The 20382-nt window shown below is 39.6% G+C and carries 20 protein-coding genes and 1 pseudogene; 17 read left to right on the plus strand and 4 right to left on the minus strand.

Annotated elements, in window-relative coordinates; genetic code table 11:
• Nucleotides 1–271: 271 nt before the first annotated feature.
• The 5 genes and pseudogenes from NYE32_RS03270 to NYE32_RS03290 all read left to right on the plus strand — a co-directional run bounded on the left by NYE32_RS03270 (nt 272) and on the right by NYE32_RS03290 (nt 5314).
• Nucleotides 272–1105, plus strand: a pseudogene (locus NYE32_RS03270) (ZIP family metal transporter).
• 14 nt (nt 1106–1119) lie between these two features.
• Entirely contained in the window at nt 1120–1482 is a 363-nt protein-coding gene (locus NYE32_RS03275) for a metalloregulator ArsR/SmtB family transcription factor (protein ID WP_002890511.1), read from the plus strand.
• The gene (locus NYE32_RS03280) at nt 1466–3553 is read left to right on the plus strand and encodes a heavy metal translocating P-type ATPase (protein ID WP_002890512.1); all 2088 of its coding nucleotides are present in this window, start codon (nt 1466–1468) and stop codon (nt 3551–3553) included. Before NYE32_RS03275 ends, NYE32_RS03280 begins: the two co-directional genes overlap by 17 nt.
• Nucleotides 3554–3767: 214 nt before the next feature.
• Nucleotides 3768–4544, plus strand: coding sequence for an alpha/beta hydrolase (locus NYE32_RS03285; protein ID WP_048790548.1), 777 nt, complete (start codon nt 3768–3770; stop codon nt 4542–4544).
• A gap of 32 nt (nt 4545–4576) precedes the next feature.
• Nucleotides 4577–5314: a DUF4336 domain-containing protein gene (locus NYE32_RS03290; RefSeq protein WP_021144462.1), complete on the plus strand. Its 738-nt coding sequence runs from the start codon at nt 4577–4579 to the stop codon at nt 5312–5314.
• Between the two features lie 141 nt (nt 5315–5455).
• Here NYE32_RS03290 and NYE32_RS03295 read toward each other — a convergent pair whose 3' ends face one another.
• A complete protein-coding gene (locus tag NYE32_RS03295) occupies nt 5456–6628 on the minus strand; it encodes an MFS transporter (RefSeq protein ID WP_021144461.1) in 1173 nt (390 codons plus the stop codon).
• Between the two features lie 220 nt (nt 6629–6848).
• Complete coding sequence (locus tag NYE32_RS03300) at nt 6849–7691, minus strand: DegV family protein (protein WP_048790549.1); 843 nt, start codon at nt 7689–7691, stop codon at nt 6849–6851.
• Nucleotides 7692–7817: 126 nt separating this feature from the next.
• Here NYE32_RS03300 and NYE32_RS03305 point away from each other — a divergent pair, with 126 nt between their 5' ends.
• From NYE32_RS03305 to NYE32_RS03350, 10 genes are all read left to right on the plus strand, one after another.
• Nucleotides 7818–8387, plus strand: a complete 570-nt coding sequence (locus NYE32_RS03305) for a TetR/AcrR family transcriptional regulator (protein WP_048790550.1) — start codon at nt 7818–7820, stop codon at nt 8385–8387.
• A gap of 34 nt (nt 8388–8421) precedes the next feature.
• A complete protein-coding gene (locus NYE32_RS03310) occupies nt 8422–9057 on the plus strand; it encodes a copper homeostasis protein CutC (RefSeq protein ID WP_003094690.1) in 636 nt (211 codons plus the stop codon).
• Nucleotides 9058–9212: 155 nt separating this feature from the next.
• Nucleotides 9213–9452, plus strand: a complete 240-nt coding sequence (locus NYE32_RS03315) for a hypothetical protein (RefSeq protein ID WP_339157068.1) — start codon at nt 9213–9215, stop codon at nt 9450–9452.
• A gap of 118 nt (nt 9453–9570) precedes the next feature.
• Nucleotides 9571–10818, plus strand: coding sequence for a DUF4767 domain-containing protein (locus tag NYE32_RS03320; RefSeq protein WP_048790552.1), 1248 nt, complete (start codon nt 9571–9573; stop codon nt 10816–10818).
• A gap of 130 nt (nt 10819–10948) precedes the next feature.
• The gene (locus NYE32_RS03325) at nt 10949–11788 is read left to right on the plus strand and encodes a DUF4300 family protein (RefSeq protein ID WP_048790553.1); all 840 of its coding nucleotides are present in this window, start codon (nt 10949–10951) and stop codon (nt 11786–11788) included.
• 48 nt (nt 11789–11836) lie between these two features.
• The gene (locus NYE32_RS03330; RefSeq protein ID WP_070439297.1) at nt 11837–12586 is read left to right on the plus strand and encodes a CPBP family intramembrane glutamic endopeptidase; all 750 of its coding nucleotides are present in this window, start codon (nt 11837–11839) and stop codon (nt 12584–12586) included.
• A gap of 128 nt (nt 12587–12714) precedes the next feature.
• Nucleotides 12715–13758, plus strand: a complete 1044-nt coding sequence (locus NYE32_RS03335; RefSeq protein ID WP_156685482.1) for an iron ABC transporter permease — start codon at nt 12715–12717, stop codon at nt 13756–13758.
• A 4-nt stretch (nt 13759–13762) separates the two neighbouring features.
• Nucleotides 13763–14518 carry an ABC transporter ATP-binding protein gene (locus NYE32_RS03340; RefSeq protein ID WP_070439303.1) on the plus strand — a complete coding sequence of 252 codons (756 nt, stop codon included), beginning with the start codon at nt 13763–13765 and terminating at the stop codon, nt 14516–14518.
• 20 nt (nt 14519–14538) lie between these two features.
• On the plus strand, nt 14539–15555 hold the full coding sequence (locus NYE32_RS03345; RefSeq protein WP_070439304.1) for an ABC transporter substrate-binding protein: 1017 nt from the start codon (nt 14539–14541) through the stop codon (nt 15553–15555).
• The gene (locus NYE32_RS03350; protein WP_070439307.1) at nt 15536–16225 is read left to right on the plus strand and encodes an alpha/beta hydrolase-fold protein; all 690 of its coding nucleotides are present in this window, start codon (nt 15536–15538) and stop codon (nt 16223–16225) included. The genes NYE32_RS03345 and NYE32_RS03350 overlap by 20 nt, the downstream gene beginning before the upstream one ends.
• 292 nt (nt 16226–16517) lie before the next feature.
• On the opposite strand, the gene NYE32_RS03355 is transcribed toward NYE32_RS03350, so the two are convergent.
• Together NYE32_RS03355 and NYE32_RS03360 are read right to left on the minus strand one after the other, a co-directional pair.
• Complete coding sequence (locus NYE32_RS03355; RefSeq protein WP_156685483.1) at nt 16518–17399, minus strand: diacylglycerol kinase family protein; 882 nt, start codon at nt 17397–17399, stop codon at nt 16518–16520.
• 103 nt (nt 17400–17502) lie between these two features.
• Nucleotides 17503–18528, minus strand: a complete 1026-nt coding sequence (locus tag NYE32_RS03360; protein WP_002890534.1) for a DUF389 domain-containing protein — start codon at nt 18526–18528, stop codon at nt 17503–17505.
• Nucleotides 18529–19293: 765 nt separating this feature from the next.
• Between NYE32_RS03360 and NYE32_RS03365 the strand changes: the two genes are divergently transcribed.
• Both NYE32_RS03365 and NYE32_RS03370 read left to right on the plus strand, forming a co-directional pair.
• Nucleotides 19294–19533, plus strand: a complete 240-nt coding sequence (locus NYE32_RS03365; RefSeq protein WP_002890536.1) for a GlsB/YeaQ/YmgE family stress response membrane protein — start codon at nt 19294–19296, stop codon at nt 19531–19533.
• Between the two features lie 256 nt (nt 19534–19789).
• On the plus strand, nt 19790–19993 hold the full coding sequence (locus NYE32_RS03370) for a CsbD family protein (protein ID WP_002886207.1): 204 nt from the start codon (nt 19790–19792) through the stop codon (nt 19991–19993).
• Nucleotides 19994–20382 lie beyond the last annotated feature (389 nt).

The following is a 20382-nucleotide window of genomic DNA, read 5'->3' on the forward strand; positions in this document are numbered from 1 at the left end:
ATCTAACTTTCTTGAGGAGTAAAGTTTGTTTCTCAATATAGTAATCGTTAAATTGTGTCGAAGCGTTATATGATATGATAATTCCAAATAGTCCTTTGGGCTTTTTATGGCATTGTGATATTCTCTAAGAACACGAGATTGCTTCAATAATTTACAAAGTTATGGGGATTTCTCATAGCTTTTTTACTTTCTTCCTTGACAATTGAGCGAGTGTTCAACTATAATGATAATAGTTGAGTGGTTGTTCAACTGAATCATCGATTATTGAGGTATGAGATGTAATTTTTCTTCTCTATCACCAGTAATGCAAGCTTTATTAGCTGGCTTATTCAACTGGTTTTGTACCCTTATCGGTGCTAGTTTGGTCTTTTTTGTCAAAACCATTCATCAAAAATTCATGGATATGATGATGGGCTTGGCAGCGGGCATTATGACGGCAGCGGCAGTCTGGCCTTTGCTTGTCCCTTCTTTGGACTATAGCCAGTCAATAGCTACGAACAGATTTTACTGGTTGACGACGGCTGTTGGTTCTATTGTCGGGGGCTTATTTATCCGCTTTATTAATTATTTGGTTCCCGACCTACATTTGAATCATCAGATGAGTGATAAGGAAGGGATTTTGAATCCCAAAAGACCCTTATCAAAGACCATGCTGCTTTATCTGGCGGTAGTGTTTCATAATATACCAGAGGGCTTAGTAGTTGGTGTGGCATTTGCTAGTGTGGCAAATCTCGCAACTAGACTTTCCTTTACGTGAATGAGTGCCCTTGGATTGGCCTTGGGAATTGGCATCCAAAATATTCGAGAAGGCTCTGCCTTGTCCTTGCCACTACGGGTAGAAGGGCGAAGTAGGAAATCAGCTTTCTACTATGGCGCCATGTCAGCGATTGTTGAGTCGATTGCAGCTGTTTTAGGGGCCTATGCTGTTATGTCTATGACCCAGCTACTACCTTATGCTCTCTTATTTGCGGCGGGAGCCATGATTTATGTTGCAGTGGAAGAACTTGTGCCAGGTGCTCAAGAGCACAAGAATACCGATATTGCGACAAGTGGGGTTATGGCCGGATTTCTAATCATGATGTTACTTGATACAACTTTAGTATAGGAGGAATAGAAAATATGTCACAGTGTTTAACAGCTTGTAATCCAGATTTAATTCAAGGGGTCCATGAGACGGAGTTTGATACCGTTACATTGCTAAATATGTCCAATTTTTTTAAGGCGATTTCTGACCCAACTCGTTTGCGGATTTTACAAGCAGTACGGCAAAATCCAATTTGTGTCGGAGACTTAGCGATTGCGTTACAGATGACCAAGTCTGCTATTTCTCACCAACTACGCTATCTGCGGGACTGCCAATTGGTCAAGGGGGAGAAAAAAGGAAGGATGACCTATTATGAACTTGCGGACGATCATGTCGCAGCAGTCTTGTCTTTGACACTGAAACATTTGAAAGAGGAAAAACATGAAGAAAGAGTATGAACTTCGAGGAATTGACTGTGGCAATTGTGCTGCTAAGATTGAACGTGCTGTCAATCAATTGGAGCAGGTAGAATCTGCCACTGTCAATCTGATAGCTCAAAAGCTGATTTTGGAAACAAAAAGCGAAGATGGGATAGATAAGGAAATTATTGACTTGGTGGATGCTATTGAACCTGGAATCGAAGTTATCAGTGAGAAAAAGGAAGAGGCACTTCCAGAAAAACGAGATTGGGCGAAAGAGCTGCTACTTGCTGTTATGATTCTATTTGCCTTCGGCTTTTTCCTGCCAGAGGAGTATTTCTGGATTCGTCTGGTCTATTATCTGACCCTATATATCATTATCGGCCATAAGGTTCTTATCAAGATGGTTCAAAATATTCAACGTGGTAATCTTTTTGATGAAAACTTTTTGATGAGTATCGCGACCTTAGGAGCCTTTCTCTTGGGAGAATTTCCAGAGGCAGTAGCCGTCATGCTTTTTTATCAGATTGGGGAGTATTTCCAAGATAAGGCCACCTCTCAATCTCGTCAGTCCATTGCACGATTGATGGATATTCGGTCGGATAAGGCTTGGAGACTAGAGGGGGGAGAAACCGTTCAAGTAGACCCTGAAACAGTAAGGGTTGCGGACCATATTTTAGTTAAGCCTGGGGAGAAGGTGCCCCTAGATGGTCTGGTCAGAGAAGGTCGTTCTATTCTGGATACGTCAGCCTTGACAGGAGAATCACTGCCTAGGGAAATTGGCGTTGGTGAGGACATTACAAGTGGTGTGATCAATTTGACTAGTCCATTGGTAATTGAAGTGAGTAAGACTTTTTCGCAATCAACGGTCAACAAAATTTTGGAATTAGTTGAAAATGCAAGCAATAAAAAAGCGGAGACGGAACGGATGATCACACGTTTTTCGCGTGTGTATACACCAGTGGTTGTCGGAATCGCTTTTCTGCTTGCAAGCCTGCCTCCCTTGCTTGGTTTAGGGGAGTGGTCGACTTGGCTTTATCGGGCACTTACCTTTTTAGTCATTTCTTGCCCTTGTGCTCTTGCGGTTTCGGTACCAATGAGTTTCTTTGGCGGGCTAGGGGGAGCATCTAAATTAGGTGTCTTAGTGAAAGGTGGGAATTATTTAGAGGCTCTTGCCAAGTTGGATACGGTCGTATTTGATAAGACGGGGACAATTACAAAAGGTATCTTTGCGGTGGATACCGTTGTCAACGCAGAAGGTGTCGAGGATGATATTCTGTACCTCGCTGCCCATCTGGAAAGCTATTCCAATCATCCAATCGCAAACTCTATTCGAACAGCCTATGGACAGGAAGTGGACGAGAATAGGGTGAGTCAGATTACCGAGCTACCAGGGCAGGGCATGTCCGGTAGGGTAGATGGCAGACAGCTCTATCTTGGGAATGCTAGATTAATGGAAGTTCAAGGGATTGCTTATCCAGCTATTGACAGCACAGGAACAGTTCTCTATTTGGCAGAGGACAGTCATTTTCTAGGCTATTTCCTTATCACAGACCAAGTGAAGGAGACGAGCATCGAGGCCTTGAAGGATTTACAGGCAGTCGGAATTAAAAAGACGGTTCTCCTTTCAGGCGATCGTCAGGCAGTGGTTGATGAATTTGCACAGCAATTTGCCTTTAATGATGCATTTGGAGATTGCTTGCCTCAGGATAAGGTGAGTACATTTGAGGAAATTCTGACTCAGTCTCAGCAGGCTGTTGCCTTTGTTGGAGATGGGGTGAATGATGCACCGGTTCTTGCTAGGGCAGATGTTGGTATTGCTATGGGAGGGCTAGGTTCGGACGCAGCCATTGAATCAGCAGATGTTGTACTGATGGATGATGACCTTGGAAAACTTCCTCAAGTCATTCGACTGGCAAAAAAGACAGTCAGAATAGCCCAACAAAACATGACCTTGGCTATTGTAGTTAAACTAATTTTCTTGGTTCTAAGTGGATTGGGAATTTCTAATATGTGGGAGGCCATCTTTGCAGATGTTGGTGTAACGCTACTAGCAGTATGGAATGCATTGAGGGTCTTGAGGATAGATACCTCCACTTTGTCAAAGTAAGTGAACTGATGTTAGTATGATTTTATGGACACGTTTTGGTAGAATAGTATCTAACCAAAGGAGATGTCCAAATGAGCCAAAAATATACCAAAGAGTTCAAGGAAACTAGTGTTCAATTACATGAAGCAGGACACGTGGAGTGTGTAGCTTTGCTTCTACGAGCTGATTAAACAAGGATTTAGCAAGTGAAAGTCCTAAAGTAAGGAGTCTAAACATGAAATTCCATGAATTTGGGGATAAGAATTTGCCTTCTATCTTACTGATACATGGTGGTGGCAGTTCTTGGTGGAATTATCTTCGTCAAGCACGAATCTTGTCAGAAGAATACCGTGTTATTCTACCCACTTTGAATGGCCACGGCGAGGAATATCAACTTGATTATGTTTCTACTGAAGATTCTGCTTTGGAGATTCTAGACTATATCAAAGCAAACTGTGGTGGGAAATTGTTAGCAATCGGTGGTGTTTCACTTGGTGGTCAAATTGCCATGGAGCTTTTGTCTTTAGACAGTGAAATTGCTGAGAAGGCCATCATAGACGGAAGCCTCTGTATTCCTCAACCAAGGTTAGCTAAAATCAGCATCTTTCTAGTGTCTCTATTTGGTAAATTGATGTTCAATAAATTCTCTTGTAAACTTCAGTTAAGCTTAATGAATAAATTCTATCCCCAATTAGCTTACCCAGACGAGATAAAAAATTTTTATATGGAGGATATGCCAAGGACGCCTATCAAAACATTAGTGACCATCTCTTCAACTTATATGGGGCATTATAAGTTGAAGAGTAGGATTTCTAAAAGTAAGGCGCAGGTTCTCTATATTTATGGTGAAAAAGAATTGAAATGTGTTAAGGAGTCAGCTAGGTTATTTGAGCAGCTGCATCCCAACACTATCTTGTTTGAGGCAAAAGGATATAATCACGGCTATTTATCAGCCTACCTACCTCAAGAGTGGATTGACTTGGTTGTTCCATTTTTGGAGAATAACGATTGATTATACTTTATTAATTTAGAAAGCAGAGTTTCATGGAAGTCAAAAAATATACTCCCCTCAATTCCTTAAAAAAGATAGCAGATAACCTATGGATTGTGGATGGGGAAGAAGTACTGATGGATTTCAAATTCTTCAAAGTGCCTTTTTCAACTAGAATGACAGTTATCCGTCTACAGAATGGTGGTCTTTGGGTGCATTCACCGACTAAGCCTAATGACAATTTACTTTTTGAAATCAAGCAATTAGGTGAGGTAAAACACCTTATTGCCCCCAATGTCTTACATTATAGTTATATAGATGAATGGCATCAACTATTTCCTGAAGCAAAAGTTTGGCTAGCTAGTGGTGTTCAAAAGCGTGCAAGAAAATCGGGAATGAGTTTGGATTATGGTCAGGAATTAAGCAAGGCCAATTGGAACGAAGAAATTTGTTTTACAACATTTGAGGGAAGTTTTTATGTAAAAGAGGTTGTTTTTTTCCATAATGAAAGTTCAACTCTGGTTTTAACGGATCTTATTGAAAACATAGAAACTGAGAAATTATCGCTTTTTGAAAAGCTACTTTTTAAAATAGGTGATAATCACCATCCAAATGGTAAAACACCAAGAGATTTAAGAATGACTTTCTTATTTGGTAAAAAACAAGCTCTGAAGAGCTATCACAAAATAAAGAAATGGGAACCTAAGAATATTATTATTTCTCATGGACCGTGTATGATTGGACAAGCAAAAGAGATGTTAAACCAAGCGTTCTTTTGGCTAGAGAAATAGGGTTATGTGGTTAAGGGAACTTGTCGAAAGACAAATACGAATACTTCGACCTTTGTATTTAAAAGTTGCATTCATTCGCTACACAAAAAATCACCCCACAAGCTACAACTTGTGGGGCATTTTCTTTTATTAGTTTTTCACTTACAAAATTACGTCTGTTTTTTCAACTTTGTAAAGGGCAATTCCCATGATTATGGTCAAGACAAGAAGAATTAAAACAGCAGGGGTCCAAGAGTTAAAGAGTTGTTTGCTTGAACCGAACAAGACTGGACCAAGGGCTGCAAAGATATAGCCTCCGGTTTGGGCTAAACCTGATAGTTGGGCTGTTTTTTCAGGCGTGCTAGCCTTCATTGAAAAGGAAACCATCATGTAAGGGAATAGGACACTAGCAGAACTTCCGATTAAGAGGTTAAGGACCAACCAATACACAAAGCTGTCTGTATTGACTAGAAGCATAGCCACTCCGATAAGTCCTGCTAGGACGGTAGTCACTAGCATCAAATGGCGGTTGCGATCAGAAAGTTTCGTGATTAGGCTAGGAACAATCATAGAGAATGGAATACTCGTCAGTGTGAAAACGGAAGCTAGAATTCCGGCATTGGCTTCGCCGACACCGGCTTGTGTAGCCATGGTTGGAAGCCAAGTGATAGTGGTATAGAAGAAGAGTGACTGTAATCCACCGAAAATCATGATGGCCCAGACTTTGCCACTCTTATACCAACTGCCTGAATTTTCGCTGGTAGAAGTATCTTGTTCTAAGTAATGATTGTGACGGACATTAGGGAGCCAAATCACAAGAGCTAGGGCACAGACCGCTGTCAATACCCAGACCAAGCCTTGCCATGAGGTTGCCTTAGTGATTGGAACGGCAACTGATGAAGCTACGGCTGTGGATAATCCCATGGCTGTAATGTAGAGTGTGGTTAAGAATCCTAACTGATTTGGCTCGTTAGCCTGAATTAGGCTTGGGAGAAGGACGTTGATAAAGGCAATTCCAGCTCCGACTAACAGCGTTCCCACATAAAGAAGAGGGAGATTAAGGGTACGCAAAGCAGAACCAAGTGTCATCACAATTAAAACACCGAGGAAGAGTCTTTCTATACCAAAGCGTTTGGCCCAGCTAGCCGCAAAAGGTGAGAATATCGCAAAGGTCAAGAGAGGGAGACTTGTCAAGAGACCGAGAGAACTGACCTCAACGCCTAGACCAGAAGCAATGTCTGATAAGACCGTAGACAAGGTTGTGAACGGGGCCCGCAAAACGATCCCTAGAAGAAGGATTCCAGGGATTAGAAAATGTGAATGTTTCTGTTTCATAAAGCGTCTCCATGTTTAATAAGGGTATTTTAATTTTTAAGAATATGACACTAATGCGTCACTTCCATCTTACCATAAATGAAGGGGGTGATGAAAGCGATTACGTTGGATTGTCAAGAAAGAATTTTTAGTTTTATAATCCTATTCTGCTGATTATCAAATAGCATAATCTGATTTTTAAAAGACCGAACATGTAGTCCAGCCTCTTTTCAATGTCGTCTTAAATTTCATACCCCATAAGGAGTCCGCCTTCTTCAGCATAAAAGCTACAGAGTCCAGAAGTAGGAAGGACTTCGATGCTTGCTTGGGCAAATTTTTCACGAACCAATTCAGAGAATTGCTCGATAAATTTTTCATTGTTGCGGTGGGCAATCGTAATGTGGCCTCCAGCATAACCAGCCTTGAGGAGTTCATCAAAGGCAGCTTTGATGGCTTTCTTTTGACCTCTGGCTTTTTGAAGCAATTCAAGAGTACCTGTCTTACTAGCTTCACCGACCATACGGATATTGAGGAGTCCAACAACGGTGCCAACTAGTTTACTTAGACGACCATTCTTCACCAAATTATCAACTTTGGCTAAAACAAAGAGCAACTTAGTCTTGGCTTGATAAGCTGTGATGCCATCAACGACTTGGTCAAAATCAAGGCCTTCAGCGACTAAGTGATTGAGTTTACGAACGATAAGGTCGACCTCGCCACCAGCTGACAGGCTATCAATCACGTGAATCTTAGTATCAGGATGCTCTTCCAGATAAATTTTCTTAGCGATTTCAGCACTATTGTAGCTACCAGAAAGGGTTCCAGTGATCGTCACGACGACTATATTGTCCGTTCCTTCAAAGGATTTCATATAATCATCAGGACTCGGACAGGCAGACTTAGAAGCAGTCGTAGTTGCATACATTTTCTCCATCATTTGATCAATATTGAGTTGGGCATCATCCCTGTAAATGGTTTCGCTCACTTGGATAGTCAAAGGAACACTGACAAACTCCGTATCTGGTGCCAGATTGTCTAAAGAACGGTAGTCACAGCCTGAATCCGCAATAATTTTCCATTTCATAGGTTTATACCTCATATCTGCATAATGTACATTGACAAGTGTTTTGTCTTCTTTTACAATTTTATCATGAAGTGCATTGCTATCATAGTAGATCTCATCAGGTGTGACAGATAGAAAGTGAATGTTATGGCAGAAAGAAAAATCTCAGAGAAATCCTTGGAAAATCTCAAACGATTTAACCAAGAAAACAAGGCAATTACACGAGAATCCATCGAAATTTCTCTCCTGCAATTGTTGGAGAAAAAAGACTTTAAAAAGATTACCATATCGGAACTGGTTGAGCGTGCGGGTGTATCTCGTGCTGCCTTTTATCGCAATTATGGTTCTAAGGAAGAGATTTTAAAATCTATTTTTGAGTCTTGCATTACAAAGATTACTAAGTCCTTGGACAGCTATAATCTCAAGACGGATCTTTACCAAGTCTGGGTTTATCTCCTTAAGGAAGTCAAAAAAGAAGCCAAAATCATCAGTCTTGCCATTGATTATAATTTTGAGCAGGTATTGACCAAGGCAGTTTATGATTTTTTGGAAAAACGAAATGGTAGCTCATCAAATGGTGCCGGTAGCTACCTCAATTCCTTTTGGAGCTCAGCTATTGTCTCAGTGATTTCCAAATGGGTCAAGGATGGCATGAAGACCCCAGCTGAAAAGATTGCCAAACTTGGTCTCCCGCTTTTTCCACAAAAGAAGAAATAATCCCCTTGCTACTACAACTAATTGGAGGTTCAGTATGCCAATATATGAATTTTGTGCAGAGAATGTGACTTACTTAGAAAAAGCTTTTCAAGCCGGTGCTCAACGCGTGGAGTTGTGTGATAATCTGGCTGTTGGAGGCACGACACCTTCTTATGGTGTCATAAAGGCGGCTGTTGGGTTGGCCAAGGATTATCAGGCTAAGGTGATTGTGATGATTCGTCCACGAGGGGGCGACTTTGTCTATAGCCAGCAGGAATTAGCTATCATGCTAGAAGATATCAAGTGTGCGCGTGAATTGGGTGTTGACGGCTTTGCACTAGGTGCTTTGACTTCAGAAAACCAACTCGATACAGAAGCTCTAAAGACCTTGTTAGATGCTAGTCGAGACCTAGAGGTCACCATGCATATGGCCTTTGACCAAATCCCTAAAGCAGCTCAGTCTAGTGCTATTCAGTGGCTTAAGGACCACGGTGTGACGCGTCTTCTCACCCGTGCTGGAACTCCTGAGACTGCTCTAGACTTACGCTTGAAACGTTATGCAGAATTGGTTCAGCTAGCAGACGGTCAGTTGGATATTTTAGCAGGAGGTGGTATCTCCGTGGCTAATCGTGACCAATTTCTTGCCATACTTGGTCTTGAGCAAGTTCATGGAACACGTGTCGTCTTTTAGATTTACAATGGAACCAGCTTCTTGGCCCGGTTCCTTTTGATTTTTGTGCAATGGGAGGCACTTTGCTTTTCTAGTCATTCTTTGGTAAGCTATTACTATAGCATTAAAAAAATTGGGGGATGTATGTTAGATAATTTTTTTAAAAGAACCCTATCTTGGGTGTCATTATTTATCCGTTATTAGGGCTAGGAGCTATTTGGCTTGGTCACTATTACTCACAGAGCCTTTCGCTATTGGAAAAAACGGGTGGTCAGATCAAGGTTAATACTTTTGTTTACATTGCCTATCAATTAGGTGGGACCAAACTCGTCATGGGGTTCTTTATTCTTTTAGCGCTTTTCTTTTTCTATCTGGGCTATACTTATCTTAAAAAACTTGGCAATACTCAGAAATAAGAACCAAGTTTATACACTAACTGCGGCTACTGGCTTGCAGTTTTTTCTTTTCTACAAGTCAACTAGAATCCCTAATTTATGCTACAATGAAACTATTACGCTTCAAAAAGGAGATGAGATGAAAGCAGAAGAATGGTTAACCTATTTTATAAAGATTTATGGACGTCGCCCAAAGATGACAGAGGTCGACGAGGCGATACAAAATGGTAGTCTCTTGGCTAATCGAGCAGAAGTAGAGAGCTTATTGTTAGCATCTAAGAAGAGCTTTTGGCAAACCTTAAGTCAGTATGTTGTGACTCATAAGGTCGCAGCGTCAGTTCTTGCAGTTTCTTGTATGACGCTTCTTGGTGGTGGTGCCATTTTTGCTTGGCATTCCCTTCATTCACAAGCTCAACAAACGTCATCCCTTGCGGTATCTTCGTCAAGCAGTCAGACAGGTCAAAAGTCTGGCTCAGACAAGTCCAAGCAATCGAGTTCCAGAGCTTCTGAGCCGTCTTCAAACTCTAGTTCTCAAAGTCAGAATGCCTCATCAGAAGCTAAAATGCCTGCCATGGATGTGGATGCTATTCGAAATGGTGATTTTTCAAGCATCGAAGGTGACTGGGTTTCTGACGGTGGTCATGTTGTGACCATTACCAAGTCAGGGCTCACAAAGTCTGAAGAGACAGGAAGTACTGATGGCAAGACTGTCGTTAAAGATTTCAACGGTCAGCCTATGTTTTATTTTGCGGACAATGGTCCAGGGCATGGGGTCAATCCTTTTGTGCCTGTGCCAGCCAATCAAGCAGCACCGTCTCCGGACAATTCTGTCAAAGACACAGATCGTTTGGTTCAAATTCCAGAGTCTGCTGGGCCAGGGGTGGTTTACACGTCTTATTACAGAGTGAAAAGCAAGAGCCAGTCCAGCCAGACTAGCCCAACCAATACGGCAGACCTTTGGGATAGTGACAAGGCTGCCAAGCTCGCAAGTTACATGGTGGAGTTTGGGCACAAGATGAATCAAGAAAGTTATAGAAGGCTAACACCTAACGGAAATGATGATTTCTTTGGTGCCATGTCTTTTGCTAAAAATAACCGCATTATTGTAGGTGAAAAGACTGAACAAAATGCCCCAATGACCAACCAACAAAAGGTAGACGTTGCCTTTTCTGACGATGGTACAGGGACAGCCGACTATATCATTGTAGACAGCTACGGGTATTCAGGTTCCGCCATGATTCTCTATCATTTCACCATCCATAAAGGTCAACCAGTGGTCCTAGTTTCCATGCAAAAACAGGGGAATCCTGAAAACATGTATTATATGTACCCTACCAATAATAAGGACATCCAAGAAGCCTTTGCCAATATTGTGAATGACAAGTAAAGGTTTTGGAGAATAGTAAAAGCTTTTGTCCTCAATCTAAAGCCTTAGCAACAAGGCTTTTTCTTGTGGAAAAGTATTCTGAGAATAAGTAGCTGTCAAAATCTGGTATAATGAAGCCAAGGAGGCGCCTATGAAAACTTTGAAAAAACAGACGCTAATTCTTTTATCTATCTCTAGCCTGCTACTTGTCGGTTTAGCAGTTTTTGCACATATCCACAAAAAGGAGGAAAAACCAAGCTACTCCAACCTTAATAGCAAGGCCAGTCTTAATGAGGTGCGTTCCATTCTCTCGAAACATTTGGACGAGGAGAGTGTGGATAACTTTATCAATCTCGTCACTGATTACAATGACACTGTGGGTTCTGTTGGTCTTTCTGGGAGTTTTGCGCCATTTACCAAAACAGACTATGATGTGGAAAAAATCAGTAGCCTGTGGACAGCCAAGCATGGTGACTTTATCGGTACCAACTGCCGTATCAACACCTACACGCTACTGAAAGGCAAAATCAAGATTCCTCAAGTCAAAAGTGATACTGAGCTCCTTTTCCAAGACAAGGACGCCATTGACAAGGGCAAGCTCTTTAATGCCAAGGACCAGGCAAACTTTGACATTCTTTTTTCAAGGGTCAAGACTGAAGCTACCCAAGATGTCAAGGTTCACGCCAAGCATATGGAGGATTACTATAAGCAGTTCACCTTTGATGACAAGGCACGCATGCTGTCGGTTGTTGTCCACGATAATTTGGATGGTGATTCCCTTTTTGTCGGTCACGTCGGAGTCTTGGTGCCTACGACGGATGGCTACTTATTTGTTGAAAAGTTGACCTTTGAAGAGCCCTACCAAGCTATTAAATTTGCCAGCAAAAAAGATTGCTACAAGTATCTGACAACTAAGTACAAGGACTATACCGGACCAGGTCTAGCCAAACCCTTTATCATGGACAATGACAAATGGGTGGATATGGACTAGGTTATCGTGAAGCGGAAGTTTTAATAGGGAAGAAAAAGGAAGCAAGATATGAAAAGAAAACAAGCCTTGTTGCTTTATCTAGCAGGGACCCTTGGACAAATCTTACTGGTCAGTCTCCTTGTTTGGCTGCTAAGAGCAGGAGGAGTTAGGGTTGATTATGGGACTCCAATTGGCCTCTTTACCCTTATGTTAGGTGGCTTGTCATCAGCCATTTGGGGAGCAATTATTAGTATCCGCTATCATCACTCCAGTTTTAAACAGCTTGTCAGAGATTTTTTCCAAGTCAAACAAGCTCCTCTTAACTATCTCTTAGTCCTCATTTTTATAGGTTTGGATTTTTTACCACAGGTCTTTAGTGGGGAAATGATTATTCCAACTTGGTATTTCCCCATAATTTTATTTGTAAAAGCCCTCGTCTTTGGTGGAATCGAAGAAATTGGTTGGCGCCATTTTTTCCAGCCTACTTTGCAAGAAAAGTTGACCTATCTAGTGTCTACGCTGTGTACCTTTGTAGCCTGGTCACTATGGCATTTACTCTATTTTTATATTGATGGGTCTATGGCCACGGTTCATTTGCTACCATTTTTGCTAGGCTTATTAAGCAATTGTTTCATCTTATCCGCTATTTATACAAAGACCAGAAGCCTTTGGCTTTGTGTGATGACACATGCGTTGATCAATGCTTTATCGCAACTGTCATCAACTGAGAGCGTATGGCTATCACTTGTGATTAAGGTGTTGATAATTCTTCTTGCCATGAGAATTGCTAGTAGCAGTTTGGAGAAGGTTAAATCCTAAGAGTAGTTAAGTGACTGCTCTTTTTTCTATGTAATACTCAAATGACCTTGCCCTTCTTTTTGAGGCATGTTATACTAGAAAATGTATTGTCAAAATTTTCTGACATTACAGGTGGAAAGGAGGTGCTAATGCCTTTTAAAAAAACAAAACACCTTGTTTTTTCCCGCTACCTAAGCCTGCTCTGTTTGCTTCTATTTTTAGTAGTAACGTCAGTTTTTGTTGCAGTGTCCTTAGGAGCGGTCACTATAGATATAGGTGATACCTATGGTGTCATCCTCAGAAAATTGGGATTTCCGATTGCCAGTCAAAGCATAGCCAAACCACTTGAAGCTATTATCTGGAATATGCGAGTTCCTAGGGTTATCCTAGGGCTAGTAGTCGGTGCAGGCCTTTCCATGTCTGGGAGTGTCATGCAGTCAACCGTTAATAATCCTATTGCTGAGCCCTATATATTAGGAATCTCGGCAGGAGCAACTTTTGGAGCAACCTTGGCCATCATTTTAGGCCTTAAAGCTGTGGTAGGCTTGGGTGCCTTTGTGGGGGCTATCCTAGCGACGGTTCTTGTCCTAATGATTGCCTCTATGCAGGGGAGAGTAACCACATCTGGCTTGATTTTATCTGGAACAGTTGTTAATGCCCTCTTTATTGCCTTTGCCAATTTTATAATCTCTATTGGAGCGACAGCGGACAGTGTTATGACCATTAAGTTTTGGACCATGGGTTCATTGACAGGAACATCTTGGTCAGATTTGATGCTTCCAGCAGTAGTGGTTGGTTTGGCCTTTCTCTTTTTCTCAACTCAGTATCGTGTCTTCAATGCCATGATGATGGGAGATGAAGCAGCTTTGACTTTAGGAATCCCACTTAAACTCTATTGGTATCTTTATATCGCCATCGTTGCGATCATAACGGCAGTCTTGGTTGCTAGTTGTGGTATTATTGGCTTTGTGGGCTTGATTACCCCTCATATTGCCAGAAGTTTAGTCGGGACTAATTATCGTAAGCTTTTTCCAGTGGCAACTCTCTTAGGTTCCTTATTTGTGGTTTGGGCAGATGTTTTGGCTAGAATCCTCGTCAAAAATGCGGAGTTACCTATCGGTATCTTTACAGCCTTGGTTGGCGCACCTTTCTTTATTTATATTGTGACTAAAAATCGCAGGAAGGTGGTTTAGACTTATGGATGTAAAGTGTAAGGATATTCATTATTCGATTGGAGAGAAAAAAATCCTAAATGGAGTCTCCCTAAAGGTCGAAGGCGGACAATTCCAGACCATACTAGGACCAAATGGGAGTGGGAAATCAACCTTGCTAAAAACCATTTATCGCCAGTTGAAACCAGATAGCGGTCAGATTTTACTTGATGGAAAAAGCCTAGATCAGGTAAGCCTAAAGGAAACTGCAAAAGAAATGGCCGTTGTGACACAGTTTAACACCCTTCAATTTGATTGCACGGTGGAAGAAATTGTCATGCTTGGCCGAACGCCCCATCTTTCCTTTCTACAAAAAGAATCGGAGCGGGACCACTTGCTCGTCCAGGATGCCCTAGACAAGGTTGGCATGTCTGAAAAGAAGACACGCTATTATTCGTCCTTATCAGGTGGCGAAAAACAAAGAGTTATCCTAGCGCGTGCTTTGGCTCAGAAACCCAAACTCCTTTTATTGGATGAGCCTACCAACCATTTGGATATTAAGTATCAGTTGGAGATGTTGGCCTTGGTCAAGGAACTCGGCATTAATGTTCTCGCAGTTCTCCACGATATTCAATTGGCCTGTCGTTTCTCAGATTATATTTACTTAATGAAAGGGGGTGAGATTGTTGCCCAAGGTGTCCCAAGGGATGCCGTAACCCCACAATCCTTGCAGGCGGTTTATGATGTTCAGAGTCGTATTACCTGGACGGATGACCAGCAGGCAATGATTCAGTATTTATAAGCCTAGGAAAGGAAGGCCTTATGAACAAGAAAACTTTTGGTATCGCATTAATCGCTGCAGCAGTCCTCACATTGACAGCATGCAGTTCTACATATAAAAACAGCACATCATCGTCATCAGCAGCAAAAGAAACGGTGAAAAAGACTAACTCAGAAACCCAGTATCCTTTGACCGTTAAAACTTATGACGATCAAGGAACTGAGCTAGATCAAGTCTTCAAAAAGGCACCAGAAAAGGTTATCACAAACAACCTTTCATCAACGGAAATCTTGATTGAGCTTGGTTTAAAAGACAAGATTGTCGGTATGCTTAACCCTGACAATGAAGTAACCGATAAATATAAGGAAGACATTGCCTCAATCCCACATGTCGGTGATAAGAAGACCATCTCTCAAGAAGCCATCTTGGCTTACGGACCTGATGCCCTTATTGGTCGTAACATGATGTTCTCAGACAAATCAATGGGAACCATCAGCACGTGGAACAGCAACGACATTCCCGTCTATACGCAAAAAGCTTCTGTTTCAACAACCAAACAAGATTTGAATAATATCATCGAAGATGTTAAAAATATTGGTGACATTTTCAACGTTCAAGACAAGGCAGACAAGTATGCAGGACAACTCCAAAAGCGTATCGACGCCGTTAAAAAGAAAAACAAGTCTTCTGACAAAGACTTGAAGAAGGCTCTGATCATGTGTGCCTACAACGATGAGACCTTTGGAACTTACAAATCTGCCCTTCAAGAAAGTATGCTTAATCAGCTTGGCTATACCAATGTTGCGACAGGAACATCAGATTTGACTCTGGAAAATCTCGTGTCTATGGAACCAGAATTGATTATCTATGTAACTAGTGACCGTAATAAGGCCATGGACAAGGATGCTACAGACAAGATGGAAAAGAACGCTGTTCTTGAAAATGTACCAGCCGTTAAAAACAAGAAAATCATGACTATTTCTTATGATGAGCTTATGGATTACGGTCCATCTGTGATTGATTCTCTTGAGAAGGTTAATGACTTTGTTAATAAATAAAGACTTTGTCTGCCATGGCATTCGAGTGACGATTGCCCTTCCTGAGTCTTATGATGCTACTAAGACTTATCCAGTTGTTTTTCTGAACGATGGACAACTGGATTATCTGGGAAAACTAGCGAATTCTGTTATCCTGATAGGCCTTGAGCCCAAGAATCGCTTAGATGATTTTACACCTTGGTATGCTCAGGCTTTGAGACCTGGAAGTCCTGATTTTGGTGGCAAGCTAGCTAGCTATCATGACCATCTATTTGGCCATATTTTAAATAGCATCCAAGAGGAGTTTCGATTGGATGACAGTCGTATGGCTTACGGAGGCTACTCGCTGGGTGGACTGGCTGCTATTTCCAGTCTTTATGGCAGTGATAAGATGCCTTTTATCTTTTCCATTTGTGGATCCTTTTGGTATCCAGATTTTGTAGATTACTGCCAATCCCATCAGCTTCTTAATAAGTCTTGCTCGGTCTATTTACGTAACGGTTTGACCGAAGGGGCTAATCATAAGAATAGACTGGTCAGGGCTCCTAGCTTTGCCAAAGAAGTACATGGATGCATCAAAAAACAGTGCTTGTCCACTTATTCAGCATTTGACTCCTACGGTCATCATGACCATCTCCAAGAAAGATATGATGCTCTTTCGGATTGGTTGATTGAAGAGTGGAAACTCTGAAATGCTGCTATTGGTGATTGAGTAGGAAAGAGAGAAGAAAAGTAGTGAAGAAGATTCCGACGATGGAATCTCTTCACTACTTTTTGTTATGCTCGAAAACTACGATCACAGTTGATGCTTCCGAAAAGTTTTTAGACATGAATCAAAAAACGCCTTAACTCCATATATTAAAAGTAATTGACTTACCTTTGACTTATATCCTAACTTCAAAAAGGACAAGACTATTATTGTTGCTGATGCAGTAACTTATATCATTTAGAACTTTTTTGTTGGAGAAGTAGAAGGGAAAAAACTATACTTTGGTGCCTGAGAATACTTCGATATGATTTCCTAGTATTTTTATATCTACTGGAAGATTATCCGATTTGTCTCCATCAACATCTGACTCTAACTCAACCTCTGAAGAAATCCTAATATTACGCGCTTTGATATATTCGATATTATCGTTACCTACTAGATCCCCTTTTAACAAATCTGGGATAGTCGATAATTTAGAAATGATGGATGCATCTTTTAAAATCAAGATATTTCCATATCCATCTGTATTTTCATCAAATAGTTTTTTGTCTGCATAGTAATTAGATAGAAGAACTAAGACCTGACTAGCTTCACCTTCATAATTGCCATTTTCGCTTTCAATACGAACATTAAATACATCGTCTTCCATAACGGACCTCATCGTATTGATTGCATATGCAAAGATACCGTACTTTGTTTTATCTTCAATATCAACGTTATGAATAGCTTCTGGTAAAGATCCAACACTAAAAATATAGCCAAAATAATTTTGATTAGCTTTTCCAACATCAATGGTTTTAGTAAAATTGAAATCAAGTTCTTCAATCGCTTGATCAATATTTTGGTTGATTTCTAATAGCTTAGTGATTAAATTACCAGTTCCACCAGGAATAATCCCAAGTTTTGGAATGTGATTTTTTTCAGCAATCCCTGAAATAACCTCATTTACAGTACCGTCTCCACCAAAAACAATTACTGCATCATATTTTTCTTTAGAGGCTTTTTCAGCAAATTGAGTTGCATCTTTGGCTTTTTGCGTAATCTTAGTTTCAACATAATCAAAATACTCTTTAGCCTTATTCTCCAAGCTCTCTTTATAATCTAATGCTGTTTCTCCTCCAGAAGTTGGATTAATAATTATCATTACTTTTTTCATTGATATTTTCTCCTATGGACTACTAGTGACAATACTTTTCAACGGTTTCTTATGCTTATCAAATTAATATCTCACATTACTTGTTGTTATTTGGGGATTCTTTTTACTTATCCTTTTCTATTTGTTGAAGATCATCATCGTTTTTATATTGAATGATGTAGTCGACTAATTCTTTTTCAGTTAATCTATCATTTGTTAATTGTGAAACCTGAATCGAGATATTTTTCAAACCATATTCATTTTGTTTGTTAATGATACTTTGTAACTCAGCTTCTGAAAGATATTTACCTGAAATGGTTAGCTTTAGTGTATTGTTTTCTTTACTATATTTCTTTTTCAAAATAGTATGGTTTTCAAATTGATCAGATAGATAATTATTGATAGACTCATTGATTAGCGTATCTCTAACTAAGGTAGTTGCAGAAGCTAAACTTGGAATAATAAGAACAAGCGAGACTAGAATTAATATTTTTCGCATTTTAGAGGCTTTACGATTATGTTTAACATAAGGATTATTAACCATCATCACATTAGTGCCAATATATGTAGCAATCATAATAAAACTGCAGTTAATGGAGAACAAATATGACGCCCCTATCATATACTCAAGATTTCCTGTGGCAATAGAATACCCCACGGTACAAACGGGTGGCATAAGAGCAGTTGCAATGGCGACACCAGGAACAATGTTATTAGCTTCTTTCTTTCGTGCTCCAATAATGCCGGCTAATCCACCGACGAATGCTATTACAACGTCCCAAATTGTGGGCGAAGTTCTAGCAATAATTTCCGTACTTGCGTAAGAAATGGGCGAAAGTAAAAAATAAAGTGTAGAAGCTAAAAGGCTTACTGCAACTTGAATAAAAAGAACTTTAAACGATTTTTTGAGAAGTTTTGTATCTAATATTGCTAACGCAAAACCTACTCCAAGGATAGGTGTCATCAATGGAGAAATCAACATTGCCCCTATGATTGTTGGAATAGAATTCATATTCAAACCAATAGATGCAATCAATATCGCACACAATAAAGTGGTTAAGTCACTTTTTGATAAATCTAAATCCTCATAGATTTTGTCCCTAAATTCTATTAGAGAATAAAGTTTACCATCCTTCAAAACTTTTTCCATAACAGTACTCCCTCTTTGTTACTATAGTCAACTTTTTAAGAAGTTACTCAATACTGTTTGACCTCTTCTGAAAGGAAGGAATATCTTGAGGGAACAACTTTTTAAGCTCACTCTTTGACGACGTATCTAAATCATTGGTTATTATTATTGTAACTTCTTTACGTGGGCGTGTTTTATATTCTACTTTCAATTTGTAATCAGTTCACTACTCCATATTAATTTTAAATTCCTACTGAAAGTGATGCAGTGTTTGGTTTATTATTTATACTATTTTGTTAGATACTTACTATTTAAAGAAAAACGTGTAAGGGTTTACATGTCTCAATTATACATTTTATTTTTACTTTCGTCACTCGAACGTCTTAGGGATATTTTCTTTTGTGGCTAAAATGCTAATCAATCATATGAATGTAGCAGTTTAATCAAACTTTTTATTCATAAATCAATCCATTTAGAGGAAGTCCTAATAACAGTAGAAGTATGTGTAGATTTTTAATAAAAAAATGAGATAAGCGAAATTGTAAAACTATGCAACCGATTGCAAAGGCCAATGATGGTTTTCATGTCTATTTTTGTGTAAGCGCAAACATTTTCATTGACTTATCAATTTGATTAACTTATACTGTTATTAACAGGTATATACTAACATTAATCTTATGATTGTTAAGATTAATATAAAAAATGTTTTAGCTAAAATGTAACTCTTTAGATGGTTTGATTTTCCAAACAATCTAACTTTCCTCAATTTAGAAAGGGGGAGACATTATGCTTTGGGCTATTATTGTCGGAGGCTTTATAGGTTTTATTGCTGGTGGAATCACTAAAAAGGGAGGTTCCATGGGAATAATTGCCAATATCTTTGCAGGTTTAATTGGTTCATCTGTTGGACAGTCACTCTTCGGTTCTTGGGGACCTAGACTAGCTGGAATGGCCTTAGTTCCGTCAATTTTAGGGGCAGTTATTGTTGTTGCAGTAGTATCATTTTTCTTAGGGAAAAAAGAATAATTTTCAATATTTCGACAGGAAGACTCCAATCAACTAGCAAACTTAGTGCCGATAAATTAAAAAAGTGGTAAACATGGACTAGCTAATGGTTTATCAGCAAATAAAGATAACGTTAGTGAGGGTGTTCAAGCTGTTTATGACTCGACTTCAACACAAAAGCTATAATTTAACTTATCTTTTTATACTCAAAAATTTGAATGTATTGTTTAAGAGCGTTCATATTTAAAAATCTTTATGTCCAAAGGAGGATAATATTATGTCAGTAGAAGAAAAACTCAACCAAGCTAAAGGCGCATTTAAAGAAGGTGTCGGAAAATTAACTGGTGATAAAAAAACAGAAAAAGAAGGTGCTGCGGAAAAAGCAGTCTCAAAAGTGAAAGAAGTTGCCGAAGATGCCAAAGATGCTGTTGAAGGAGCTATCGAAGGTGTGAAAAATATGATTAAAAAGGACGATAAATAATTAAATAGTCAATTGATTTTTCACATAAAAGCTACAAAAGCTACTCTACAAAAAATAGAGTTGTCATATTCTACTCCTAATTACTCACTTATAAGATTACTTTCAAATAACTACAAATCGATATTCTTATAATATTATTCAGTTGAAAAATCAACTTTCTTTAGATTAATTCAAATTCCTTTTTAACTCCATATACATATTCTTTCTAATAGTAAAAGCACTCTAATTTCTATAGTTTTATCCAAGCTATAGACGCTAGAGTGTTTTTTATAACATTTTGAAGAATTATTTAATGATCGGGGAGATTTGTATTTATCTAGTGTCTATAAAAATCAGCAAAGTATAAGTGCTGACGTCATCCCGAATAGGGAATGGTAAACGCTTGCATT

This window comes from Streptococcus sp. FSL R7-0248 (assembly GCF_037967965.1).
In the GTDB taxonomy this organism is placed as follows: domain Bacteria; phylum Bacillota; class Bacilli; order Lactobacillales; family Streptococcaceae; genus Streptococcus.